22 protein-coding genes and 1 tRNA gene are annotated in these 25,503 nt (G+C 55.0%); 9 read left to right on the forward strand and 14 right to left on the reverse strand.

The annotated features are described in order from the left end of the window. Positions 1–35: 35 nt before the first annotated feature. The 5 genes from ACWF8S_RS10845 to ACWF8S_RS10865 all read right to left on the reverse strand — a co-directional run bounded on the left by ACWF8S_RS10845 (position 36) and on the right by ACWF8S_RS10865 (position 5,928). Positions 36–278 (reverse strand): DUF333 domain-containing protein, encoded by a 243-nt coding sequence (locus tag ACWF8S_RS10845; protein ID WP_447553332.1) that lies wholly within the window; start codon positions 276–278, stop codon positions 36–38. A 129-nt stretch (positions 279–407) separates the two neighbouring features. Beyond that, a complete protein-coding gene (locus ACWF8S_RS10850) occupies positions 408–677 on the reverse strand; it encodes a lysozyme inhibitor LprI family protein (RefSeq protein ID WP_447553333.1) in 270 nt (89 codons plus the stop codon). A gap of 427 nt (positions 678–1,104) precedes the next feature. Then, positions 1,105–4,314: a hypothetical protein gene (locus tag ACWF8S_RS10855; protein ID WP_447553334.1), complete on the reverse strand. Its 3,210-nt coding sequence runs from the start codon at positions 4,312–4,314 to the stop codon at positions 1,105–1,107. 60 nt (positions 4,315–4,374) lie between these two features. Continuing rightward, positions 4,375–4,824: a hypothetical protein gene (locus tag ACWF8S_RS10860; RefSeq protein ID WP_447553335.1), complete on the reverse strand. Its 450-nt coding sequence runs from the start codon at positions 4,822–4,824 to the stop codon at positions 4,375–4,377. Positions 4,825–5,508: 684 nt separating this feature from the next. Next, complete coding sequence (locus ACWF8S_RS10865) at positions 5,509–5,928, reverse strand: GIY-YIG nuclease family protein (RefSeq protein WP_447556586.1); 420 nt, start codon at positions 5,926–5,928, stop codon at positions 5,509–5,511. Here ACWF8S_RS10865 and ACWF8S_RS10870 point away from each other — a divergent pair. Both ACWF8S_RS10870 and ACWF8S_RS10875 read left to right on the forward strand, forming a co-directional pair. After that, on the forward strand, positions 5,849–6,016 hold the full coding sequence (locus ACWF8S_RS10870) for a type II toxin-antitoxin system RelE/ParE family toxin (protein WP_447553336.1): 168 nt from the start codon (positions 5,849–5,851) through the stop codon (positions 6,014–6,016). The two genes, ACWF8S_RS10865 and ACWF8S_RS10870, sit on opposite strands and share 80 nt — an antisense overlap. A 4-nt stretch (positions 6,017–6,020) precedes the next feature. Beyond that, a complete protein-coding gene (locus ACWF8S_RS10875) occupies positions 6,021–6,350 on the forward strand; it encodes a HigA family addiction module antitoxin (protein ID WP_447553337.1) in 330 nt (109 codons plus the stop codon). A gap of 56 nt (positions 6,351–6,406) precedes the next feature. Here the strand turns inward: ACWF8S_RS10875 and ACWF8S_RS10880 are convergent. From ACWF8S_RS10880 to ACWF8S_RS10890, 3 genes are all read right to left on the reverse strand, one after another. Continuing rightward, positions 6,407–6,483 (reverse strand) — tRNA-Arg (locus ACWF8S_RS10880). Positions 6,484–6,543: 60 nt separating this feature from the next. Then, positions 6,544–7,491 carry an AEC family transporter gene (locus ACWF8S_RS10885; protein ID WP_447553338.1) on the reverse strand — a complete coding sequence of 316 codons (948 nt, stop codon included), beginning with the start codon at positions 7,489–7,491 and terminating at the stop codon, positions 6,544–6,546. Between the two features lie 81 nt (positions 7,492–7,572). Further along, a complete protein-coding gene (locus tag ACWF8S_RS10890) occupies positions 7,573–9,525 on the reverse strand; it encodes a sensor domain-containing diguanylate cyclase (RefSeq protein ID WP_447553339.1) in 1,953 nt (650 codons plus the stop codon). A gap of 853 nt (positions 9,526–10,378) precedes the next feature. Between ACWF8S_RS10890 and ACWF8S_RS10895 the strand changes: the two genes are divergently transcribed. Genes ACWF8S_RS10895 through ACWF8S_RS10920 form a run of 6 tightly spaced genes read left to right on the forward strand, consistent with a single transcriptional unit; the run spans position 10,379 to position 15,891 of the window. Further along, the gene (locus ACWF8S_RS10895) at positions 10,379–11,326 is read left to right on the forward strand and encodes a Bug family tripartite tricarboxylate transporter substrate binding protein (RefSeq protein WP_447553340.1); all 948 of its coding nucleotides are present in this window, start codon (positions 10,379–10,381) and stop codon (positions 11,324–11,326) included. A 24-nt stretch (positions 11,327–11,350) separates the two neighbouring features. Beyond that, complete coding sequence (locus tag ACWF8S_RS10900; protein WP_447553341.1) at positions 11,351–11,848, forward strand: tripartite tricarboxylate transporter TctB family protein; 498 nt, start codon at positions 11,351–11,353, stop codon at positions 11,846–11,848. A gap of 12 nt (positions 11,849–11,860) precedes the next feature. Beyond that, positions 11,861–13,417 (forward strand): tripartite tricarboxylate transporter permease, encoded by a 1,557-nt coding sequence (locus ACWF8S_RS10905; protein ID WP_447553342.1) that lies wholly within the window; start codon positions 11,861–11,863, stop codon positions 13,415–13,417. A 10-nt stretch (positions 13,418–13,427) separates the two neighbouring features. Continuing rightward, the gene (locus tag ACWF8S_RS10910; RefSeq protein WP_447553343.1) at positions 13,428–15,035 is read left to right on the forward strand and encodes a gamma-glutamyltransferase family protein; all 1,608 of its coding nucleotides are present in this window, start codon (positions 13,428–13,430) and stop codon (positions 15,033–15,035) included. 38 nt (positions 15,036–15,073) lie between these two features. Then, complete coding sequence (locus ACWF8S_RS10915; RefSeq protein WP_447553344.1) at positions 15,074–15,355, forward strand: hypothetical protein; 282 nt, start codon at positions 15,074–15,076, stop codon at positions 15,353–15,355. 26 nt (positions 15,356–15,381) lie between these two features. After that, entirely contained in the window at positions 15,382–15,891 is a 510-nt protein-coding gene (locus ACWF8S_RS10920) for an REP-associated tyrosine transposase (RefSeq protein WP_447553345.1), read from the forward strand. 162 nt (positions 15,892–16,053) lie between these two features. Here ACWF8S_RS10920 and ACWF8S_RS10925 read toward each other — a convergent pair whose 3' ends face one another. From ACWF8S_RS10925 to ACWF8S_RS10940, 4 genes are all read right to left on the reverse strand, one after another. Continuing rightward, entirely contained in the window at positions 16,054–16,908 is an 855-nt protein-coding gene (locus ACWF8S_RS10925; RefSeq protein WP_447553346.1) for a UTP--glucose-1-phosphate uridylyltransferase, read from the reverse strand. A 73-nt stretch (positions 16,909–16,981) separates the two neighbouring features. After that, positions 16,982–18,655 (reverse strand): glucose-6-phosphate isomerase, encoded by a 1,674-nt coding sequence (gene pgi, locus ACWF8S_RS10930; RefSeq protein ID WP_447553347.1) that lies wholly within the window; start codon positions 18,653–18,655, stop codon positions 16,982–16,984. A 253-nt stretch (positions 18,656–18,908) separates the two neighbouring features. Next, on the reverse strand, positions 18,909–20,498 hold the full coding sequence (pgm, locus tag ACWF8S_RS10935; protein WP_447553348.1) for a phosphoglucomutase (alpha-D-glucose-1,6-bisphosphate-dependent): 1,590 nt from the start codon (positions 20,496–20,498) through the stop codon (positions 18,909–18,911). A 78-nt stretch (positions 20,499–20,576) separates the two neighbouring features. Then, on the reverse strand, positions 20,577–21,446 hold the full coding sequence (locus tag ACWF8S_RS10940) for a protein phosphatase 2C domain-containing protein (RefSeq protein WP_447553349.1): 870 nt from the start codon (positions 21,444–21,446) through the stop codon (positions 20,577–20,579). A 115-nt stretch (positions 21,447–21,561) separates the two neighbouring features. Here ACWF8S_RS10940 and ACWF8S_RS10945 point away from each other — a divergent pair, with 115 nt between their 5' ends. Then, positions 21,562–22,962, forward strand: coding sequence for a hypothetical protein (locus ACWF8S_RS10945; protein WP_447553350.1), 1,401 nt, complete (start codon positions 21,562–21,564; stop codon positions 22,960–22,962). A 150-nt stretch (positions 22,963–23,112) separates the two neighbouring features. On the opposite strand, the gene ACWF8S_RS10950 is transcribed toward ACWF8S_RS10945, so the two are convergent. Continuing rightward, entirely contained in the window at positions 23,113–24,135 is a 1,023-nt protein-coding gene (locus ACWF8S_RS10950) for a porin (protein ID WP_447553351.1), read from the reverse strand. Between the two features lie 208 nt (positions 24,136–24,343). After that, on the reverse strand, positions 24,344–25,456 hold the full coding sequence (locus ACWF8S_RS10955; protein WP_447553352.1) for a porin: 1,113 nt from the start codon (positions 25,454–25,456) through the stop codon (positions 24,344–24,346). Positions 25,457–25,503: the final 47 nt, after the last annotated feature.

Consider the following 25,503-nt stretch of genomic DNA (forward strand, 5'->3'; position numbering starts at 1 on the left):
TGGGATGTTTGGATGAACGCTTGCACGGCATAACCTTACTGATCGATCGCGCGCAGGCCTTCACCGCGATAAAGCCGGTTCACTTCCACGACGCGCCCCTCCACCAAGTGACAGTACTGACGCGAGGTCGAGCCTTCCTGGCGGGTGACGACCTCTCCCCCTTCCCGCTCACAGTAATTCACGGCAATTTCCTGCGCCTGCTCTTGCCCGTTCGAGCCCTGGGCGGCACACCCGGTAAGCACGACGAGTAACACTGCTGGCCAACTATAGCGAATCATACATCTCTCCTGATTGATCACGTCCGGCTATCCAGACAGAGACCCGCCCGCTTCATACAGGCAGGCCCAATCATTCACTATAGTCAATGCATGAGAGCCTTACGAAAAGTGCGCATCTGGCCCGTAAGGCTAATGCATGTTCTTGAGCTCGGTGGCACGCTGGGCGGTCGCCCGTAAAAAGCAGGCGTTACTGATCACCCGGGCCATCGTACCGTCCGCGGTGGCGTAGAAGCGGCAGTGGGCATCGCGGTAGGAGATCCAAAGGCGCTGGGCATCCCGCAAGGCTTGTTGCCGCGCGTCGGACAGTTCCCGGCGTATACTGCGGTAGGCGTCGTTCAGGCGCTGATTCTGAACCACGCCACCATCGCCTGCGTAACGCCGCCAGAGGCGTCCATGCATGCACGGTAGTCGGCTGTGTAGGAATCTTTGTCGTTGGCTTGAGTAGACTAAGGTAACGGTATAAGAAAGCAGGCGGCTAATATTTTGAGGGTGTGGCTTTTGTTCTTGGGGGTCTATTGGTATGGGATGGACTGATTGGTGAAGGGTAATCGATGTTTGAGAGCTGTCGGGATGTTTTGCAAGAGGTTATTTTTAAGGCGTTACGGAGGGCGTGGAGGTTCGCAGGATATTTAGTTCCTGGCAGGAGTCTATAAAATACAATAAGCCATTGAAATTTATATAATTAACCATATGAACTATATCTTTAATATACCATTCAATATACCATACTAAGGAAAATGACCACCTGATGAGTAAGAGGTTAGGCTCTTTGCAAAAAAACCTAGCCACAAGGAAAAGGCTTAATGAACACGCTAGCTCTGGACGGCTAGCTTCGAAGTCCCCATTGCCTCGCTGCTAAATCTTCTCGCTCAGCATGAGCGTCCCAATTATCAGCTATATCGTTTAACATTTTATAGGTGCGGGGCCACTTAGTAGCTTTAGCAGAATATTCTCTGTTTTTATTAGCTAAGACTCTTTCTTGATTACCTCCATCACTCATATTTCTTGTGGTTACGCCTCGCATATTAAAACGCTCAATTTGCAACCCTTCTTCAAGAGCATTACTGCTAATTTTTTCTATTTCATCTCTAATAAAACGATGTGGCCAAGCTTTATCTAGCTCATCATCTGGCGCATGTGCAAAGATGCGCCCTATTACACTTTTAGTAATTTCTTCTCTGTCAGTTTTCTTCCCTAACTCTAAAACCTCAGCCACCCAACTTGCTAGGTTATCTTGACAATATGGTGAATACTCAAACCCAGGAACGCTTTCTAGGCTTGATAGTAGCGAATAAGCTTGTTTCCATCGTTCACGGCTCTCTAATGTATCGTCTTTCTTATCTTCATTTTTGGCTTTATATACATCACGAATTACTTTATTAAAAAAGATTGGATTTTTAAGAATAATACTATGAAGCTTCAGAGTACGTTCCTGATGTTCAATCAATGGAAAGAGTGAATATTCCCGTAACGCAATATCCATTTCAGCAATATCATCTCGTTCATCAAGGTTTTCAAATGCCTTGCCGATTTCGTATTGAATCATTGTACTAGGTACAACACTTCCACTATTAAATTCAGACACTGAACCATCTAAAATACGTAGTACAAGACGGGTAGGAATTTCATTAATACGATTCATTGCTGTTTGCAATGCCGCAATAGAGCGTTCATATTTTAGCAAATTTAAAATTATTTTAAGCAGTGTTATTTTTGAACCGCCTACCCAACGTGGATGAAAATTAACCCAATATTCTCTTTCAACCTTTTCACCTAAACGGCGAACTGTTGCCCATGTGCCATTATCAACTGGCCATGCTAATAGTAGCTTAGATATCTCCGCCTCATTATTACTCATCTTCTCCTTTATCCAACTTAATGAGGTATTTCTATCAGTTTTGCTTCTATAAGCTCCTGACAGAAATATCGTAAACTCACTACCAGGGCTTGAATTAAAACTTTCATCAAGTAATGCCTTGATATCCTCACTAGTAAAATCAGCTTCTTCAATAGCACTAATTAACAAATAGGAAGATCTAGAAGCGTTAGCTAAGTCAATGATTTTGTGAAGTCCAAATTCAGACTTTAATTTTTGCAATGCCTTAATACGATCTTTATTTTCGCTTTCGTTATCTCTAGAAAGATACAATGAGTTATCGAATAATTCTGAAATCTCAACAATTGGATCTTCAGGTGAATGTTTTTTTAATAGTAACTTAATAGCCACCAAGTCTTCTGAAGATAATGCCCACTGCGCATCATTAAAGTACTCATGCTTGCGCACTTCTTCCCTCAAGGACTTCCATATCAGTTCTTTATCTTCTTTGCTTGATCTTTCTAATTTATCGTCAATTACCTTTAATGCTTGACCTCTAGCTTCAGCTCTAAATTTCACCAAATGGGAAATCAAACTATGGACACGCTCTACTGAGTCCGCCGACATTAAAATAATAAGATCTACAATTTTTTCTTGGGACTTCCATAGCTCAGCATATGTAACAGTAGAATTTGAAGTTTCTCTAAGCTTAGGCGTTTCTGTACCAAATGATACTCCCCTGCCTTCAGGTAATAATTTCTGTAGAACCACCCAAGCTACATCAGGATAGTATTCTATTATCTGATCTAAAACAGATAATCTAGCCTCAAGGGTAGCATTAGTACCTGGATGCCATAAAAGTAATATTTCGGTTAAGCTAGAAATTGGCCGATTACTCATTGATCCGCCAGGATCAATTTCAGCTAGTCTTGCTAAAATTAAGCTAACTCGATTGAAATAGATATCGCTCCATGCGAGAGTTTCTAAGGCCCAAAGCACCCCAGTATGATATGAGGTTGATGTTATATAACCTGGAACCTCATCAAATATTGGCAATATAAGCTCACCATCACCCTCAAGCATATACTCAAGGGCATCTAAAAAAGGGACCGGTGCTGCCTCTGCTAATAATGGTAATTCATTTCTTAAGCTAGTTAATAATCGATAATCCGTGTTTAGACCAGGGAACGACCTCATTACTTCATCAGCAAATCTTTGGCCGTAGCCATTAGGTATTGCTAAATCTGCCTGCTTTTCCCACACTGCGATTAGCAGTAGAGTAGTGGCCAGTCCTTCACGTAACCACTCGCTATACTTAACGGGCTGAGAGGCGGAAAATGAGACAAGATCATTTGGATCAGGTTCTTCTGACAAATCTCCAAACACTTTAGAAAAAATAGGTTTAATATCGTTTAAATAATCAACATCTATTAAATTCCCTATATGAATAAAAGCATCCATTGGCGCACGATTCTTCCATATCGAACCCTCACAATCAAACGGAGAATCTTCCTGCTTTAAAAAAGGTCTCAATTCTCTCTCATATTCTTTATACTCATATCTTATGGAAAGTAATTCTATAACTTCTTTATCTAAATTATTTCCAGCGTCCCAAGCGCCTGCAATCAAAGCAGGAAGAAATAGACGGGATTGACCTATCCAATTGGGGTCTTTGCGGCTTCCTCCAGGTATATGTCGAGAAAGTGCTGTAAGGCTGCGTCCAAATCCCCTAGCAAGCGTCATTGCCTCAGATCTTGAGTAGCCCATAGTAGTTAAAGCTTCGCCCATTGAATAACTACTGGGTCTATCTAAAACTCTATTATTATCAAATTTATGTTTACGGCTTAAGGGTACAATAATAGGGAAATTTGTTGCTAAGGCTCCAGGAGAATCCGTCACTTCCTTATTTAATATCAGAATTAAATTCGGATTTAAAGACAGTATACGACCAGCTTCTTGAGTATCTACAATAAGCGTTCTTGACTCTAAAAACAATCTAACTTTAGGGTCTGCTTTCCTAATTGAAGAAATTACAAACGCTATGACTTCATCTACTGAATCCGCAACTATGTTTATTTGCTGTGGGCCGCTTAACAAAGAAGATAAGAGTTCTTTTGTTTGTTTCTCTCGATCACACAGTACAACCTCTTCAGTTAACGCCGGTTTAAAACGGTTTGAAAAAAACTTCCAATATTCATCCGTACATTTAACTCCGTGCACAGGCATTCTTTTAAGTGTGTTTTTAGCATGCCATGCAGCTACACCTGGACACCTATCTAACTAAGTCTCTAACTGAACACCATCGATTAATCTTACATTCTTCCAATTAGATTTTTTCCTTTTTTCAGAAACCCAATCTTCTATTTTATTATTTGAACTCGAAGAGTCCCAAGTGAATGTGGTAACTAGAATTAAAGTTGTTTCTTGTTGCTCTTTTAAACTTACTTCTTTAGTTCTTTTGTCAAAATCGTCATTTGCTTTCTTTTTATAATTAGCTTCTGTACCAAACTCCCATAAAGAAGCACCTTCTGGTATATTCAAACCTTCAACTCCTGAGATAAGATTACCATCAAATCCTCTAACCTGGCCTTTTTCACCAGTAGGAAAACGTATTGCATTAATCTCATTTACTGTTGCAAGTATTAAATCTGAAACCAAACCTGGAAACTCGGTTTCAGATGTTCTTGTATTTCCCCATTCTTCTAACTGCTTAGCATTAATCCATTTCATGAACCCTTCCCCTTTTGTTTTCTTATTAAGAGCGTTTATCAAACTACCGATAAATTTAGTATATGGTTAAGGCATGAGTATCAACTGAAAATTTCTAACCGACATTCATTCGCATTATAAATAACTCTTGATGCTATTTTCTCTGTAGTACGTTGGAGCCAAATTAAGCCTACTCAGGAATAAGGTAATTTTCCACATAAGTCATCATACTAGCTTTAGATTTTCCAAGAAGATATTGCTCATTAATAAGCGCATAACTCCGCACGAATTCGCATGATTTTCATGCACCCAGTTCCCACCAGCCAGCCCAGCAGTGGCGCGGCTTGGCGGCGTGTGCAGGAGTGCATAAAAACCACTACATTTAGCGCGCAGGCGGGGCGGGGGTACGATAGCGCGCCATGGGGCGCGGCCGGTACGCGGGTATGAGGTTGGCAACATCTTAGCCAGACGGTCTGTGGCCGCGCTCAGTAGCTGCCCTTCTCTCGCTAAGCTAACACACGAACGCCCCGCACACAGGCGGGGCGTTGGTCTCATACCAGCTTCCTTTGCCTATGCGGCGTCGAGATCGTCCAGGTTGGGCACATACTCCATTTGCGCTTCAGACCTATAGCGCCGGTACTGCCACTTTAAATAGCCTCATCTATGCTTCTCTTTCTGGCACTGCTTGCGTTCAAGCCATCAACGCTACGATACGGCTTGCAACTGCTTTCCAGCTAGAGCAAGGGACTCTCTGTATTCCCACGCCTCGGCCGCCATCGTCCAATGGACTTCGGCTTGTTGGCTATCAACCACCTCTCGAACTTCCGAGATAGGAACTTGGAAAAACTCCTTACGCGCATTCAGCCGGTTCACTTGGCGGTTAGCGAATCTCCGGTGAAGCTCGCGTTCTAAAGAGGGAGCATCGTCGGAATAAATCATTGCATGCACATCAAATGAGAATGGCAACCTGGCATCACCAAGCTCCTGACGCGAATCAACAATAGTGAGTGTATTGAAACGTAAGCTGGATTTGATCGATGCATCCGTGACGGAGGCTGACTTGAGGGTGCCGCCCGGTAATCGTTTCGAACACTTGAGCGGGAAACTGTCCCATTTATGCTCGATCCGAGTAAACAAGCAATATCGCCTGATCTTCCAGTGGTCTAACGGTCAGGCTAGTGATATCTATTTAGACCCGCACACCTATAGGTGACGCCATGATGATGACAGAGCGTAAGCCCACCACGGTTGGTGAGATGCTGACACTTGAATTTCTTGAGCCGCTGGAGCTTACTCAATCGGCGCTTGCTCGGCAGATGGGCACTACGCCGCGCCTGGTCAACGAACTTTGCAATAACAAGCGAGCGTTGACCGCTGAAACCGCCATTATGCTAGCGACGGTCTTCGGCAATACGCCTGACTTCTGGCTCAATTTGCAGCAAAAAAGCGACCTTTGGAAGGCGTATCACAGCAAGAAAAGCCAAGAGCGAATTCGAAGGGCGCACCCCATTAAGGTGGTAGCAGACCACGGCCCGGCATTTGCCTGACCCTACCCTCAGGGTGGCTGCTTATTCAGGCGTATGACTCAGGTGTTGAAGCGAAATGGCGTCCCTGGCAGGAGTCGAACCTGCGACCTGCCGCTTAGGAGGCGGCTGCTCTATCCTACTGAGCTACAGGGACTTATCAACAAGATGGGGCGCGTAGTATAGCGCGCCGGCACGCGAAGGCCAACCGGCGCGGTCAAATCCAGCCCAGCAGGCGCAGTACGAAGATCCCCAGCGTGATGGTCAGGCTGGCCATCAAGGTGGTCATGGCGATGATATTGGCCGCCAGGGTCACGTTGCCATTCATCGCCTTGGCCATCACGAAACTGGCCGCTGCCGTGGGGCTTGCGAAAAACAGAAACAGCAAACCGAGCTGCTCGCCGGAAAACCCCACCAGCCAGGCCGCGATGGTCGCCCCCCCCGGCAACACCACCATTTTCATCACGCTGGAACTGAGCGCGACCCGACGGCCGTTGCGCAGGCTGGCGGCGGACAAGGTGGCACCAATACAAATCAGCGCCAGCGGCAAGGTCAGCGACGCAAAGTAGTCACCGGAGGTCATGACCCAGCGGGGTAATTCGATGGAGAGCGTGGTAAACGGGACGGCCACCACTACGGCAATGATCAGGGGGTTGGTGGCAATGCTCTTGAGCATGGCCCGCCAGTTGGTGGCCTGGCCCGGCTGATAGGTAGACAGCACCCACACGGAAAGCACGTTGTAGAGAACGATCACGAGGCCCAGCAGTAAACTGCCGGCGGACAGCCCGTAATTGCCATACATGCCCGCGGCAAGGGCGAGCCCTACTACGCCGCCGTTGCCCCGAAACGCTCCCTGTACGTAAATGCCCCGCTCGGCGTATTCCACGCGGTAGTGGGCCCATAGCCAGCTCAGAAAGAACTGGCCTAGCGTGGCGATGGCGAAAAATACCAGTAGCGGTATATCCAGGGCGACCCCCAGATCCGCCTTGATCAGGCTTAAGAAAATCAAGGTGGGCAGCGTCGCCTGAAACACCAGGGCCGAGGCGGTGGAAACGAAGGTACGGTCAATCAGCTTCAGGCGTTTCAACACGATGCCGATAAACACCATGGCAAACACGGGCAAGGTAATATCTAGCGTACGCGAAAAAAGCTCTACAAGATCCACAGCGTTACTCTGGTCAAATTAGTCTTTGCTGATTCTACCGCCATCGCCCTCTCTATACGAGCAAGGTGCTTTCAGAAGGCATCAGTCGAATAGCGACGTGGGATCAAACTCGCTGGGCAGCTTCACCACCACTTCATTGCGCCCACGACTCTTTGCTTGGTAGCTGGCGGCATCCGCGCGTGCCAGCGAATCCTCCACGGTCTCGTCGGTGTCATTGAAGCGGGTCACTCCCATGCTCAGTGTCACATGATACTGTTTACCCGCCTGGGTGACAGAGACCTCGCTTACCGCCTGACGCAGCGCTTCGGCAATGCGCTGGGCCTGCACCAGCGTACAGCTTGGCAGCAGCACGCCGAACTCGTCGCCTCCTTGACGCGCAACGTGGTCGCTGCGGCGAACTTCCCAGGCGATCACCTGCGCCACCCGACGCAGCATTTCATCGCCCAGGGCGTGGCCACCTTCATCATTGATCGGCTTGAAGTGATCGAGGTCAAACAGCAGCAGCGCAGACGGGGTGCTGGTCTTCTGGAAATCGGCAAACGCGTCTTCCAGGCGGCGCAAGAAACCGCGCCGGTTGAGCAGGCCGGTAAGCGGGTCGTGTTCGGCCTCCCAGCGCTGCAGCGCCTCTTGCTCGCGACGCTCGGTGATATCCTTGACAACCCCGACCAGCCCCAGCGAGTGCCCATCCTGGGAAAGCATGACCACGCGCGCATGAACGTCCAGCCACAGCGTTTCGTTATCGCGTTTGATAAAACGCAGCTGGCGCGTGTAGTCCTTGCCCGTCAGCAGGCTATGCCGCCACAGGTCGACCGCGCCTTGGCGGTCATCCAGGTGAATCTGCTCCAGCCAGGCTTCCATCGATATGTCCGGGAGAATATCGAGCATGGCCAGCAGCGCAGGGTTCATATAAGTAATGCGGCCATCGAAGTCGGCTACAAACATTCCCTGCGGCGCGGAGTTGAGCACCGAATCCAGAAACGCTTCCCGCTCTTGCAGATTGCACACCAGCTGCTGGCGCTCATCCTCGACTCGGTTGAACGTATCGGCTACCTGCTGCAGCTCCTGCATGCTCGTGGCAAGTTCCACATGGGAACGCCTGGACTGCCCCACTTCGCCAATCTGCGATTCCAGTAAATTCAGCGGCGAGAGTATCCGCCCCAGAAGCCACCACAGCAAAGGCATGAGCAGCAAGGCGAGTGCCACCCAGATCCACCAGAGCCTATAGATAAAATTGGATAGCGGCAGCTGGGCCTGGTCGGTGGGTAAATAGAGCGCCACTACCCAGTTGGCCGGCCAGACCTGCGAATAAGACTGATACACGTCTCGTCCGCTGAAAAGCGTGCCCCGGCCATCGCCCTGCCAGCCATCCAGCGCCAGGTCGAGCCAGGGGTAATCGCGCATACCTTCGATGGGCGTATTGACCAGGTTCGCGTTAGGGTGATAGAGAATATGACCCGAGGCGGTAAACACCGAGGAGTAGCCATAGTCGCCCAGGCGAATCTTGGCCAGGCGGCTAAAGAGCCCTCCGGAATTAAGGTTCACGACCCCGCCGATAAAGCCCAGAAAACGCCCGTCACTATCCAGACGGGGAACGCCCATCACGACTAGAGGCATATTGCTGGCACGCCCCACGAACGGTTCGCTGACATAGGGGCTACGCGTACCGCGCAGCATTTGAAAATGCTCCAGCTCGCTGGTATCAAGCCCTACCCGTCCTACAATGCTGGGGGCATCCGCAATGATGGTTCCCGTCGCATCACTGACGATGACACCTTCGAACCACGCCAGGAGCGCGTCGTTCTTCGCCAGCTCATACTGCACCCATTCGGTATCGTTCGCGGTGCCCATCGCCGCGCTTAAACGCTGCAGAGCGTGAATACGGTTTTCCACTTGCTGCGTGAGTTCATCGGCCAGCATGTTGGCTTCGTAGCGCAGATGGGTCAGGTTGGCATCCTGGAGCATATTCTTGCCGATCTGCCACGTCAGTCCCAGCATGGCGGCTGCCAGTACCAACAGAGTGACGGAAAGCCCCATCAGGAGCCGGCTTTTAAGAGATCGAAGGTGAATAAGTCGTTTATGTAAATGGGCTAGAAGCACCGATTATACCTATTCTTCACTTTTTTCCTGACACCCTGTTCAGCGATATATCCTCAGCCAGCCGTCATGCCCTGCCCCATAGAACAGTGAAAAACGCCGATGCGCCCTGGACAAACCCGATTAGGCCGATGTAAGCATTATGACTTAGTGACTCGTCATGCTCGGCCCTGTTGACCCGCCAAGACTCACATAATCCTATCGCCATTTCCACCGGAAAATGCATTCTGATAAAGGGGTTGGCGGTCAATGGCATTCGCAAGGCGAGTCGCTGCCGCTTATCTCGATAACGTCGGGTTCGATAAGGGCTCTTGCTTCATGATGACGAACCAACCCGAGTTGACCGCTGCACGGCAGGGCTTAAGCGCAGAACGGCCAAGGCACGCGCCGAGAATCGAGCCGCCGGGGTTCATCATCATCTGGAAGCTGCTAAAACCCTACCAACCCCGCGTGTCACTATTGACGCTCCTTCCCCCCTTCGCCTATAGTCGAATGTCGAGCAAAAATCGATTTTTCAATTGATAAACGATAACGAAAAATCAACGCTTCTGGCTATGCCTGAGCACGTGTTTGAAGCCCATGATGACTCCAACAATACGCTAGACGCCGGCTTTGAACGCATAAACGCTGAACCATCAACAACAGGCCAGCCGAGTCGTTACTCGGGCCGCCCTGTTCAGCGTCAGCATCTTGATTTCGTCGGTACAGCAAGGCCTCTGGCTTGAAGGTCTGCGGGGCTCTCTGTACAGGCGTTTTATGCTCTTCGCACCACTGACTTACAGGACAAATACACATGACACTTAAAACGCTGCTCACCGTGTCTGCGCTCTCGACGTTTATCGCCCTGCCTGGCGTGGCCGCAGCCGCCGATTACCCTGACCGCCCGATCGAGTTCATCGTGCCCTGGGGCCCGGGCGGCGCCAGCGACCTGATGATGCGCCTGGTCGGCCGGCATATGGAAAAAGAGCTGGGCCAGCCGGTACCCATCATCAACATGCCGGGCGCAAGCGGTACGGTGGGCCTGCGCGAAGCTTCTCGCCGCGACCCGGATGGTTACACCATCAGCCAGATCCACGAAGGGCTGCTGATTGCCCACCACTCCGGTGTGACCGAGCTCAACTGGGATTCCTTTGAGCCCATTGCCATGATGACCAGCGACAACTCCGTCATCATGGTCAGCGCCGACAGCGGCTGGGAAACGCTCGACGACATGCTCGAAGCCGTACAGGGCGAGCCGGGCAAGTACCGCATGGGCGTCACGCTGGGCGGCATTCCGCACCTGTGGGCCGTGCAGTTCGAACAGGCCACCGACACCGAGTTCGGCTACGTGGGCTATGAAGGTACTGGCGAGCGCCTGCGTGCCCTGGCCGGTGGGCATATCACCATGACCATCGAAGACTACCAATCGGCCAAGGCGTTTGTGGAAAACGGTGACGTCAACGTACTCGCCGCGGCCACCGAAGAGCGCCTGGACGAGATGCCCGATGTGCCCACCCTGCACGAGCTGGGCTATGACCTCGAGTTTCTGGTTACTCGCGGCATTGTCGTACCCAAGGACACACCCGAGGAGATCATCGAGCGCCTGGAGAACGCGCTGGAAACCGTGGCGCAAAGCGAAGCCTTCAAGACGGAAATCGTCAACATCGGCGGTACTGCACGTTTCATGAACCGGGACGATTACATCGACTACCTGGAGCGTAACGATCAGTTCATCGAAGAGAACGCTCACCTGCTCGATTAATCACCGCTCTTACAGGAGGTCCTCATGCAGCGTAAGACCCCAGACGCCGCGCTAGTGCCCACGCTGCAACTAGCCTCGTATGTGGTGCTTGCGATTGGTGCGATTTTCATGGCCTCCAGGGCCGGCTCACTGCCGGCCTCCCGCTGGGAGCCCATGGGTGCCGGTACCTTTCCGCAGCTCGTTTTCTCATCCATTGCCGTCTTGTGCGTGGCGGCGTTCATCATGGAACTTGCCAAGCGGGGCATTCCCAGAACCACCCTGCAAAGCGCCTGGCAACGCCTTGTCGCGCTGAAGAGCGTGCTGGTGAACCTGGGCCTGTTCATTGCCTACATGATGGCCATGCCGTTTGCCGGCTTCATTCTCGGGACGTTCTGCTATCTGCTGCTCGCCCAACTGTTCCTGGCACCCAAGCGCCCGGTAACCCTGCTGATAGTGGTGGGAGTGGCGCTGCTGTTTTCGGTCGGCCCGTACTATCTCTTCGCTGACGTGTTCAGCATTTACCTGCCCCGTGCCAAGTGGTAAACAGGTGACTTTATGATGGATGCATTTCTACTCGCCCTGGGCGGCGTCACCGAGCCCTATACGCTGATGCTGATGGCGGTGGCTACCTTTGCCGGTATTGTCGCCGCCGCCATTCCGGGCTTCACCATTACCATGGCCATCGTGCTGACGCTGCCGCTGACCTTCGCCATGCCGCCCATGCAGGGCATTGCGGTCATGCTTTCGGTCTACGTCGGCGGCCTGAGCGGCGGTTTGTTCAGCGCCGCGCTGCTGGGCATTCCGGGTACGCCTTCAGCGGTAGCCACCACGTTTGATGCCTTTCCCATGGCACGCAACGGCCAGCCAGGCCGTGCCCTGTCGCTTGGATTGTTTGCCTCCTTCGTCGGTTCGCTGCTCTCGATCGTGGTGCTGATCGTGGCCGCCCCGCCCCTGGCACTGCTGGCCGTCAAGCTTGGCCCCTGGGAGTACTTTGCCCTGATCGTCTTTGCCCTCACGATCATTGCAAGCCTGGTGGGCGATTCGCTCATGCGCGGGTTGATTGCCGGGCTGATCGGCATCGGCATTGCCACCATCGGCCCCGACCCGCTGATGGCACGCGAACGTTTCACCTTCGGCTATGAGCTGCTCACGGCAGGTATTCCTTTTCTGGTGGTACTGATCGGCATGTACGCCATGAGCCAGCTGCTTTCCGAGCTCGAGCCTACGTCCTCCAGCCAGCAGGCGTCTTCATCTTCGCTGGTCAGTGGTGATATGCGCCCGCACCTCTGGGACGTGGTCAAGAGCACCATGCGCAAACCGTTCAACATCGTGCGCTCGTCGCTTCTGGGCGTCTTCATTGGTGCCGTGCCTGGGGCAGGCAGTTCGATCTCCAACCTGGTGGCCTACGACCAGGCCAAGCGTGCCTCCAAGCACCCGGAGACCTTCGGCAAGGGTGAACCGGAAGGCGTGGTGGCTTCAGAAGCCGGCAACTCCTCCACCGTGGGTGGCAGCCTGATTCCGCTGATTTCACTGGGCATTCCCGGCTCACCCGCAGACGCCGTACTCATGGCAGCGATCATGGTGCACGGCATCAGCATCGGGCCACGCCTGATTCTGGACCACCCGGACCTGGTGTACAGCATGTTCATTGCCATGGCGGTGGCTTCATTCTTCATGCTGTTTATCGGCATATTGATGATGCGCGCCTTCATGCGGCTTCTGAACGTGCCCAAGTACATCGTGGTACCGGTGGTGCTGGCCTGCTGCGCGATCGGCACCTACACGCTCAACAATCGTCTCTCGGATCTCTACCTGCTGGCCGCCATCGGCAGCATCGGCTACCTGATGAAGAAGCTGGATTACCCGCTGGCGCCGCTGGTGCTGGGCGTGGTGCTCGGTCCTATAGCCGAAACCAACCTGCGCCGCGCATTCCAGACCAGCGCCGACTGGACACTGTTTTTCACCCGCCCCATTTCGGCATTGCTGTTGACGCTTGCCGTGGTATCGGTGGCATACAGCATCTATAGCTACCTACGCCAGCGCCGCTTGATCGCCGAGCGCGCCGAGGCGGCCCAGAACCGCGCCTTTCAAGACGGCGCGTCTCAAGAATAAGGATTAGTTGATGAAACTCGACCCCTACTACTACCCCGCCACCTCACGGCGCACCGTCACCTTCGGCAAGCGCGGCATGATCGCCACGTCGCAAACCCTGGCCGCCCAGGTGGGCGCCAACATTCTGCGTGACGGCGGTAACGCCATTGATGCCGCCATCGCCACGGCGGCCGCACTCACCGTCGTGGAGCCCACCTCCAACGGGATTGGCAGCGATGCCTTCGCGCTGGTGTGGGTGGACGGCAAGCTGCACGGCTTGAACGCCAGCGGCCGTGCCCCGCAAGGTATTTCCATTGATGCCGTCAAGGCGCTGGGCCATGACACCATGCCCGCCCACGGCCTGGTGCCGGTCACCGTACCCGGTGCGCCCGGCGCCTGGGCCGCCCTTTCCGAGCGCTTCGGCAAGCTGCCTTTCGATGCGCTGATGGCCCCGGCTATCCGTCTGGCCGAAGAAGGGTACGCCGTTCTGCCCACCGCCAGCCGCCTGTGGGATCAGGCGTTCAAGCGCTACCGCCAGTACGAGACCCCTGATTTCGCCCCCTGGTTTGAACACTTCGCCTGCGAAGGCCATGCTCCGAAACCCGGTGACGTATGGCGCTCGCCGGAAATGGCCAAGACCCTGCGCGCCATCGGCGAGACCCGCGCCGAGGCGTTCTACAAAGGCGAACTGGCCGAGGCCATGGACGCCTTCTCACGCCAGCACGGCGGTTTTCTGCGCAAGGAAGACCTGGCCGCGTTCACCCCGGAATGGGTCGACCCCATCAACGTGCGTTACCGCGGACACGACATCTGGGAAATCCCGCCCAACGGCAGCGGTCTGATCGCGTTGCAGGCGCTGGGCATTCTCGAAGCGCTGGGCGACGAGCCCCACGACCCGGTGGAATCACTGCATCGGCGCATCGAGGCCACCAAGCTGGGCTACGTGGATGGCCTTCGCTACATCACCGAGCGCGAGCACATGACGCTCACTGTCGACCAGATGCTCTCGCCGGGCTACCTCAAAGAGCGCAGCGAACTGATCGGCCAGGCGGCCCTCGACCCCACCCATGGCAACCCCTTGCTGGGCGGTACGGTGTATCTCTCCACCGCGGATGACGAAGGCAACATGGTGTCGTTCATCCAGAGCAACTTCGAAGGCTTCGGTTCCGGCATCGTCGTACCGGGCACGGGTATCAGCCTGCAAAACCGCGGCTGGTCCTTCTCTCTGGACGAAGAGCACGCCAACGTACTGCGTCCGGGCAAGCGCACCTACCACACCATCATCCCCGGTTTCATCACCAAGGATGACCAGGCGGTCGGCCCCTTCGGCGTCATGGGCGGCTACATGCAGCCTCAGGGTCACGTGCAGGTCGTGGCCAACATGCTGCAGGATCATCTGAATCCGCAGGCGGCGCTGGACATGCCCCGCTGGAAGTGGACGCAAGGCAAGACCGTCGAGGTCGAACCCGGCTTCCCGGACCACCTCATCCAGGCGCTCGAGCGCCGCGGTCATCACATCGTCAAGTGCGTGGACGGCCTCACCTTCGGCCGCGGGCAGATCATCCTGCGCGACGGTGACACCGGCATATTGCAGGGCGGCACCGAACCCCGCGCGGACGGCGCCGTGTTGCCGGCTTGACCACCCCAGCACTAATGAAAAAGCCGCCACGGACAACCGTGGCGGCTTTTTTAGGTTTTGGCGAAACCGCGCAACTCGTCCCGCTTCGCGTCGCCTCTCGCGGGTGCGCCTGTCGGCTTACCCGCGCTACAAGTTCGATGCGCCATCCCGTAGCGCGACGTAACGAGCGCCAGCGAGGCACCCGCGGCGGCGGCAGCGATCAGCCGTTTGAAGGTGTCACCGCCACCCCGCACCGCTTCGCGCTGCTTTTCGCGGGTGCGCCCTTCGGCTTACCCGCGCTACGGTTTTCATTAGCCAACGACTTGCCTAAACTTGATTAATTATTTGTAATCTTGAGGTGATAGAGGTGGCAACTTACCGGCGAGCCTTGATACCGGGTGGTACTTACTTCTTTACGGTTGTCACGCATGACCGGCTGCCCCTGTTTGCGCATGAAACCAATATCAGGGTATTGGGCCGTGCACTTCGCCGCGTACGTAAAGCGCTCCCTTTCACCATGGACGCCTTCGTGATTCTTCCCGATCACCTGCATTGTATCTGGACGCTTCCCGATGACGATGCGGACTATTCATCCCGATGGCGAGATCTTAAAAAAACCGCCTCCAGGGAGTTTGTGCTGCCCAAAGCTGGGCAACGCGCATGGCAGCGCGGTTTCTGGGAGCACGTCATTCGTGACGAGCAGGATTGGCAGCGTCATATGGATTACATTCATTACAATCCGGTAAAGCACGGGTACGCATCAGCGCCTTCGCAATGGCGATGGTCCAGCTTTACGCAGTGTGTGGCGAAGGGATGGTACGCCAGCGACTGGGGCACACAACAGATTCCCCGGATTGCCGACATGGATTGGGAGTAGACCGTATTCCTCGTAGCGCGGCGTAACGAGCGTCAGTGAGGCACCCGCGGCGGCGATCAGCCGCTCGAAGGTGCCACCGCTATCCCCGCACCGCTTTGCGTCGCCTTTGCGGGTGCGCCTGTCGGCTTGCCCGCGCTACGGGGTGCCAGGCGCGGGGGCGTGTTAAATATCATACCCGGCTTCGCGGGCCAGGGTGGTATTGGCCTGGAGCCAGCCTTCGATATGGCCGCAATCGAAGGTGCGACCCTGCATGCGAAACGCCTGTACGTTCTGGCCTTCCTGCATGAGCCGGTCAATGGCGTCGGTGAGCTGAATTTCGTTGCCGGCGCCGGGGGCCTGGTCTTGGAGAAGTTCCATGATACGGTATGGCAACACATACCGACCGATGACCGACAGCCGTGAAGGCGCATCTTCCGGTGCGGGCTTTTCGACCACGCCGCGCATATCGGCGCTTTCGCCGGCCTGGGGTTCGTCGCAGTCCACGATGCCGTAGCGGTACACGTCCTCCTGGGGCACAGCTTCCACCATGATCTGCGAGGCGCTGTTAGCGTCCCAGCGCTCGACCATACGGCCTAGATCGCACACATCGCTGTTGACCTGGGGCTTGACCAGCACGTCCGGCAAAATGACGGCAAAGGGTTCGCCCTCGTCGAGCATGTGGGCGGCACAGTAAATGGCGTGGCCCAGGCCCTTGGCGTTGGGCTGGCGTACACTGGTCACTTTCAGCCGGGGCGGCGCAATCGCTGAAAGCGTTTCCAGAAGTGCGTCCTTGCCCTTGCTGGCCAGGGAATGCTCGAGTTCGAAATGGGCATCGAAGTGGTCTTCAATGGAGGATTTGCCCGTGCGGGTCACCAGGATAATTTCATTGATTCCCGCGGCCAAGGCCTCTTCGACCACGTGCTGAATCAACGGGCGGTCGACCACCGGCACCATCTCCTTGGGGATAGCCTTGCTGATCGGCAGAAGGCGCGTTCCAAATCCCGCAACAGGAATAATGGCTTTACGGACCTGAGTCATCTAGTCATCCTTTTCATTACGATTTATTCAGTGCGTTTTTTCAGTACGCTCTTTCAAGCACGATGACGCGCGATTACTGCCGCCACGCCTGTATTTTTTCAAGCAATGCCTGGGTGCTGGGATCATACACCGTCGGTGTTTCCACAGGCTTGCCTTCAAGGGTTTGATAAAGACTGGTGGCCAGCTTCTTGCCCAGCTCCACCCCGGGTTGATCGAACGGATTCACATTCCAGAGCACCGATTGCACGAAGACCTTGTGTTCGTAAAGCGCCAGCAAGGCACCGACGCTCCAGGCATCGAGCTGCTGCATCAGGATAACGCTGTTGGGCTGGTTGCCGCGATACCCCTGAGCCATCTGTCCGCGGGAAACCGCCGGTATGGCGTCATCACCCAGCGCGAAGAGCTGCGATTGCGCCAGGCAATTGGCCAGCGTCAAATGTTCCTGGGCGTGCAGCGCCTGGGCCAGCTCACCCTTGGCATTGCATTCACGCGTCGCCACGGCGATAAAATCGGCGCTGACGGTATGGCTGCCCTGGTGCAGCAGCTGGTAGAACGCGTGTTGCGCGTTGGGGCCGACATCCCCCCAGATGATCGGGCATGTGGCGTGAGACACCAGCTTTCGGTCAAGCCCCACGCTTTTACCGTTGGACTCCATTTCCAGTTGCTGCAGATATGCCGGCACACTCGCCATGCGGGCGTCGTAAGGCAGCACCGCGTGGGTGGGAATATTCAGAAACTGCGAGTTCCATGCACCAATCACGGCCATCAAGACCGGCACGTTCTCGTGAAGCGGCGTGTCTAGAAAGTGTCGATCGACCGAGTGAGCACCTTCCAGCAAACGGTTGAAGGTATCCATTCCCAGCTGCATGGCCACGCTGACGCCGATGGGTGACCAAAGCGAAAAGCGTCCTCCAATCCACTCCTTGAACACCAGCTGGTGCGCCTCGGGAATGCCGAACGCGGTCATTTTATCGGCACGTGTCGACACCCCGACCAGTTGATGGCCGCACAGCGTCGGTATATCGATCTCGAGTGCCTCGCTGAGCCAGGCAAGCGCGGTTTTGACATTGAACTGGGTATCGGCGGTGGTGAAGGACTTGGAAGCCAGTACCAGCAGCGTGGTTTCGGGGTTCAGGCGCTCCATCAACGGCAGCAACTGGGCACCGTCCATGCTGGAAACGTAGTGCACCCCCACGTGCTGCTGGCTGGGGCAACCGCCCAGGGTTTCGCTGACAAGCTTGGGCCCCAGATCAGAGCCGCCCACGCCAATATGCACCACATCGGTGATCGATTGACCCGTGGCGCCAAACCACTGTCGCGCGTGCAGGCGCTCGACCATGCCCGTGAGCTTGCGCCGCTGGCGCTGGCAAAACGCCGCGGCCTCTTCCATGCCTTCCGGAGCGCTGACACGTTCAGGCCAACGGGCGGCCATGTGCAGCGCCGGGCGCTTTTCAAACACATTGACGTTGGCACCCGCGAACAGCGCCTGGCGCTTCTCCTCGAGCCGGCAGCTTTTCGCCCAGTCCATCAAGAGCGCAAGCGTCTGCTCGCTGATACGCTGTTTGCTGAAATCGACATGCAGCGACCCCAGGCTGAACTGAAGGGCTTCTGCACGTTTTCTGGCTGACGGGCACTCGCCACCGAGCAAGTCGGCAAGCGATTTCGCCTGAAGCTGTTCAGCGTGGGTATGCAGAGCATTGAGCGGTGTGTAAACGCGCGGCGCTTTCGAAAACGTAGAAACGTTCATCGTATCTTCCTTGAGTGTTAAACAGATGATCCTTTCACCTTGTTTAAAGCAATCTTCACGCCAGCTTTAAACTTGAACTGCTAACGTCTGAACTTACCAAGCAAAGGGCCTGCCTGGCACTGAGCTTATCTAGCAATATTAGCATTTAATGACGCACTGCAAGCTTTCATGTGCATAAATGCGCCCTGTGCGTGCCATTGTGGCACGTCAGACGCGGCATGCGCCGCGCCCTATTCTAGCCCACTGCCCCTGCCTACTGCGCCAGCACACTATCGAGCAGCGTTCTGGCGCTTTCGATGAGCTCATCCAGATGCTCGGGGCCTTTGAAACTTTCGGCATACACCTTGTAGAGCGATTCCGTACCGCTGGGGCGAGCGGCGAACCAGCCGTTTTCGGTGGTCACCTTGATGCCTCCTATACTGGCGCCGTTGCCCGGCGCGTTGACCAGTACGGCGGTGATCGCATCGCCTGCCAGGCTTTTCTCGGTGACGCTTTCCGCGGTCAGCTTCTTGAAGGCGGCCTTCTCGTCGCTGCTGCAAGGAGTATCCACCCGCTTGTAGCTTGGCGTTCCCAACCGCTCGGCGAGTTCAGCATAGTACGCGCTGGGGGTCTTGCCGGTCACGGCCATGATCTCTGCGGCCAGCAGGCAAAGCACGATGCCGTCCTTGTCCGTTGACCAGGCCTTGCCTTCGCGGGTGAGCAAACTGGCGCCGGCACTCTCTTCGCCACCAAACCCCAGAAACCCCTGGTGAAGCCCCTCGACGAACCACTTGAAACCTACCGGCACCTCAAAGAGCGTACGCCCGTGAGAGGCCACTACGCGATCGATCATCGAGGATGACACCAGCGTCTTGCCAATCCTGAGCGCGTTTTCGCCCTCGCTTTGCCACTGGGGCCGGTAACTCAAAAGGTAATCCACGCATACCGCTAGAAAATGATTGGGGTTCATCAGGCCGCCCGCATCCACGATGCCGTGGCGGTCCGCGTCCGGGTCATTGCCGAAAGCGATGTCGAAGCGGTCCTTGATCGCCAGGAGATTCGCCATGGCCGCCGGGCTTGAGCAGTCCATACGGGTCTTGCCGTCGTGGTCTGGCGGCATGAACCCAAAGCTTGTATCCACGGTGGTATTGACCACGTCGAGGTTGATGGCAAAGCGCTCGGCAATGGCCTGCCAGACGGGCAAGGCCGTGCCCCCCATCGGGTCGGCGCCCAGGGTCAAACCCGCTTTCTCGATCGCCTCGATATCCACCACCTGGGCCAGGTTAGCCACGTAAAGGCCGGTGAAGTCGTATTCGCTTGCGTGGGCCAGGGCTTCGTCAAAGGAGACGCGAGGTACATCATCAATACGCACCAGGTACTCGTTGGCGCGCGCCTCGATCCAGCCGGTGGCATCGGTATCCGCCGGGCCTCCATGGTAAGGGTTGTACTTGATGCCGCCATCTTCCGGCGGATTGTGAGAAGGTGTAATGATCAGGCCATCGGCCTTGGGCGCATTGGTATCGGCGTTATGCTGCAAGATGGCGTGGCTTACCAAAGGCGTGGCCGTATAGCCCCGGTCCTTTTCGATATTCACCGTCACGTTGTTCGCTGCCAGCACCTGAAGTGCGCACTCCCAGGCCGGGCGGGAAAGCGCGTGAGTATCAAGTCCCAGAAACAGCGGGCCCTGGTAGCCCGCCTCGCGGCGGTAATCCACTACCGCCTGGGTGATCGCCCAGATATGGGCAGCGTTGAAGGTGCGATCAGAAGCGCGACCGCGATGGCCCGAGGTGCCAAAAGCCACGCGCTCGGTGGCCACTTCGGCATTCGGAGTCTTTTCATAAAACGCGTTGACGATATCGTCCACTTGCGCCTCCTTTGCAAAATAATCAAGTTCCATTGCTTTGCATACTACTACGAATACGTAAACAATCTTTAAAGCTGGTTAAGATTCGTTCTCTTCGACCCGCTCATAAATCAGCGCCGTCGCATCATCGTGCTGCTTGAAGCGTGTGGCCTTCTGGCATGCAGGGTCGTTTTCCTCGAATTCGCGCAGCCCTTTCAACCGGACATCGAGCGCATCGGCAGGGAGACTGCTCTCAAGCCAGCCGGCCGGGCCCACCGCCTGATACTGCTGCCACGCTGCGCTAAACCCATCACTTGCCAGCAATACGCGTCGAATTTCTCCAGCGGGCAAGCGTTTTATCTCAGCCTTGACCGAGTCTAAAGCAACGCTCAACGCAGGGTAACCGTCTGACCTGTTGATCCGCCGGCGATGTTGCGCCAGCAGCGGGGCAACCGCGTCACGGGCCGCCAAAAAGGGAACCCCCTTCGCCTGGTAGTCACGCAGCGCCCCGAGCGCCTTTTTATCCAGCCGATGCAGCACGCCCTCTTCAAAAGCCCGCTCTATGCCGTTCTTGCCTGCCGTATACAACTCACAATCTCCCAGACGCGCCAGTACCAGTACCTCCTGTTCCATGGCAACCAACGCCAGTGACGCCGACGGCAGGCGCTCCAACGCTACGCGCTGGGGCACCCGTTGGCGCCACTGCCTGGCCACGTCGTCAAGAGCAGCGTCAAGGGCGTTCTGCACCTCGCCGTAGCGCCGCCAGGCCTTGACCAATTGATGACTCAGCTGGTTCACGAACCATTCTGCATCGGTCGCGTAGCCGGTTCGGGCCGGGTCCAACAGGGGCGCGCCAAGCCCGGTCGCCCCATCGAGCACAAACGCCAGGTCGCTGCCCGCCCAACAGGCATCTTCGTTGTATCCTGGCTGGCCCCGTGCACTCAGCGCTGCAATACACCGCCCTCTCATTCACGACCCCACGGGTTTTGGCGTTAGTGTTGCATAAAAGGGTACTATTGCAGGCTTGGAAGGGCCATGAATCACTACGTTATATTTAAGACACGTCAAGATCGAAGGAGTCTGCGTGAGCGTTACCCATTATCTGAGTATCAAGTTTTCGCGCCCCCGCTGGCGCTACGCCCTTTGGGTTGCTCTGGTGCTGCATGGCGTTTTCGGGCTATATGCCCTGGGCAAGGAGCTGGGTCTGGGGCTGAACCTGTCGCTGCTGATCAACGCCGTGCAGTTTGGCCTGGTACAGGCGGCGCTGATACTGCTGGCGATCACCACCAACAAGCAGGAAAAGCAGCGCTACTCGCTGGATACTCGCTTTTATCTGAACTGCTACAAGAAAGAGCGCCACCGCTTTCTGGCGCTGGAGAGAGAAACGTCGGGCAACTTACGCGCGTTGACAGGGCTTGACCAACGCCTCAATGACGCCGAGGTAGAACGGCTTGCCAAGCGCGACGATCTTATCGTGAGCCAAAGCGTTCTGGAGTGGCTGCCAGACCAGGCGCTCAGTGTGGAAGATATCGAGTTTCATATTCAGGATGACTGGTACGAAATGCCCTGGATCATTGGCGAACAGGGACTCGATACCATCTTAAAGCGCTTCAACGCCATCGAGCGCTACGACTACAACGGCCTGACGCTGGCCGTCCACGACTGGCAGGCAAGCCCTGACCGCTTCGTACTCAGCTTCAAGAAATCCTTTTACTATAACTACCTGGCAACCAACATGCTGCCGGAGCTGACGCTCCCCGGCGGGCTTTCCTATCGTAACCTGCTGGAACCGGGCCCGGCGCTTAGCCCGCTTTCCTCCGCCCTGCCGGAAAACCACCTGGGGCTGAGCTGCCTGATTCGTACCTCCGACGGCGGGCTGATCATTCCTCGGCGCAGCCAGCTCACTACCGTATTCAAAGGACAGCTCTCACCCAGCGTATCCGGGGCGGCCAACCTGGAAACCTGCCGCGATGAGCAGGGCAACTATTCAGCCCATGCGTGGCTGATGAAAGAGCTGTGTGAAGAACTGCCCTTTATTCACGATGCCACGGAGCTATTTGAACAACCCATTGCAGAGATCGCCAGGAAGACGCAGTTTCTGGGCATGACCCGAGAGCTCAGGCGCTGCGGCAAACCCGAGCTGTTCATGTTCTTGCCGCTTGAGATCACCACCCAGGAGGTCTTTACGCGGTGGGAGCACTATTACCAGGATGCAGACAACCGCCCTTCCATCACGTCATTGCACGGGATCGACCACAACGAGAACAGCGGCCTGCTCGTGGTGGAAGAGCAACAGCTGTTCGAACGCCTGAAAACCCGCTGCGTGGTACGTCCTGGACGCGGGCCCATGAAAGAAATCACGGAGTTTCATACCACGCTGGATGCCGATGGTCATACGGATATTTTGTCCGAGTCGTTGGTGGCAAACCTGATTCTTTACCGTTACCACCAGCAGTCTCTAAAAGATCAGGCCATGGCGGAGTAAAGATATCGCCGTTCAACCTTACTGTGTTGTTGACGGTTATCCGTCGATTCCATTTCAGGGCGTTTTACCAAATACCTGTGAACAGCACTATAAACGTCTCACAGGTATAAAGATCATGGAAATATATAAGGTGGTGCAATCAACAATTACTCAGAAAAGATAACGGCCCCCGGTTATCCAATAGACATCGTCTGAGGCGTTGTTGATAGCGGGTGAATCTGCCTCGGCCACTTCCAGAAACAGGTCGAAATTACTTGAAAGCGTATAATAGGTACCTATTGTCCAGGCTGTACTATCAGACTCGTTATCCCGCTCGACGCGGTAGGCATCAGCGTTGAACGCCCAGGAGCCGACTGTATAGGTGCCCCCGGCACCATAGGAATCGAACCCGCCCCCGTACTCATCGCTATCGTCTTGCACTTCGATGCCCAGTCGAACTGTCACGTTATCGCGAACATCATAAGAGCCCATCAGGCCATACAGAAGCTCGTCATTTCCCCCGCCACGAACGACGTTATCCACCGCCCCCAATCCAATGCTCAAAGGCCCTTGCCGATAACGCACACCCGCCTGGCCGGCAGTGACACTTCCGCGGCTGGGGCCCGACGATTCCAGGACCCCTCGATCACTATAGTGTTTCAGCTGCACGAAACTGGTAAAACCGTTCACTTCAGGGGTGTAGTAACCCACCGAATCCCCGCGAGATTGAAGAGCGGTCGAGCTGAATAACAAACCTCGATCCAGATAGACATCAAAGGGAGCGGATACAAACTGATAATAGAGACTATCGAAGTTGCCCGCCAAGACCGTACCGAAGCGATTGCTTTCAAGGCCTAGATAGCTTTGGCGAGTCTCCCTGAAAGCTTCACCTCTGATGCGTTCATCCCCCGCAAAGCGCCACTCCAGCCGGCCAAAGGCGGCCAGGCCCGGGTCGATCTGCTGGCGCATACGAAAGCCAAGGCGTGAGTAGACATCCACAAACTCAGGGTCATTATTGATAGAGTTGTCCGCGCTATTTACATCCGGCCCGCCGCCGGCCACCCCGATCGAGATACGCCCATACACATCAAGCTGGGTATTGTTTTCATCGTAAAGCGGCGTTGCCTGGGCAGCTAATGCCCAGAGCGCGCTGCCCCCCAAGAAAGCAACTTTAGCCCCTGCGTCAATCTTCATTGAAAGCCCTTATTCCCGTATTTTTAGCAAGACAATCGCGCAATGTTATAACATAACTATACAAGAGTAAACAGAATACCTGCAACGACTGCTATGCGGATCTTTAATGGGTCTATCAGTTTGACACCATAAAAAAACCGGCCCACAAGGGGCCGGTTCTATTTGCTGCAGGGTTACTTCTTGAGCACTCAGGTTTATTAAACCGGGCTTAGAAGAAGTAACGAGCGCCTGTCAGCCAGTATACGTCGTCGGTCAGGTCGCCCAGACGGGTGTCACGATCAACGCTCGGTGCATCAGCGTCAGCGACTTCCAGGAATACGTCGAAGTTGCTGGAAACGTTGTAGTAAGCACCGGTAGACCAGGCACGGCTGGTGTCGGCATCGTCACGCTCAACGTTGTAGTAATCGATGTTGAATGCCCACGGGCCAGTGGTGAAAGTACCACCCAGACCAACGGTGTCGTAACCACCGCCACGACGCTGGTCAGCTGCACCAACGACATCGTTGCTGTTCTCACGACCTTCATAACCCAGACGAGCAGAGAACTGATCGGTGAAATCGTAGGAGCCGATCAGGCCGTACAACATTTCGCCGTTACCGCCATCGCCACGAACAACGTCGTCAACGAAACCAAGACCGATGGTTACCGGGCCTTGTGCGTAACGAACACCACCTTGTGTAGCGGTCTGGTTGCTGCCAGTGGCTTCACGCTCAACAAGCACCTGGCCGTCTGCGCCGATGAAGTCTTCATCAACCAGGCCGCGCTCGCTGTAGTGCTTCGCCTGAATGAAGGCAGTGAAGCCCTGCAGGTCAGGCGTGTAGTAACCGATCGAGTCGCCGCGAGACTGCTTCGGGTGACCCGCGAATTCAAAGCCACGGTCGATGTAGACATCGAACGGCAGTGAAACGAACTGGTTGTAGAAGCTGTCGAAGTTACCAGCCTGGAACGTACCGAACTGCTGGCTGGCGATACCCAGGTAAGACTGACGAGTTTCGGAGAACGCGTCGAAGTCGTTACCGTTACGGGTACCGGATTCGTCAGCACGGAAGCGCCACTCAAGACGACCGAAAGCGGTCAGGTCACGAGTAACTTCCTGGCTCAGACGGAAGCCCAGACGGGAGAAAACGTCAACGAATTCGGGATCGTTGTTGATTTTCACGCCATCGTTGTTGTACTCGGGGCCGCCACCGGCAACACCCAGTGCGATACGGCCGTACAGGTCAACCTTGGTGCCGTCTTCGTCGTAAACAGTTGCTGCTTGAGCGGCAGCAGAGGCGCCCAAAGCACCGATGACAGCAGTCGCTAAAAGTGTCTTTTTCATGATAGTAGGTTCCTTAACTAGCTTACTGTTTCGATCGTGTCTGTCAG

It is taken from the genome of Vreelandella xerophytica (genome assembly GCF_968048975.1).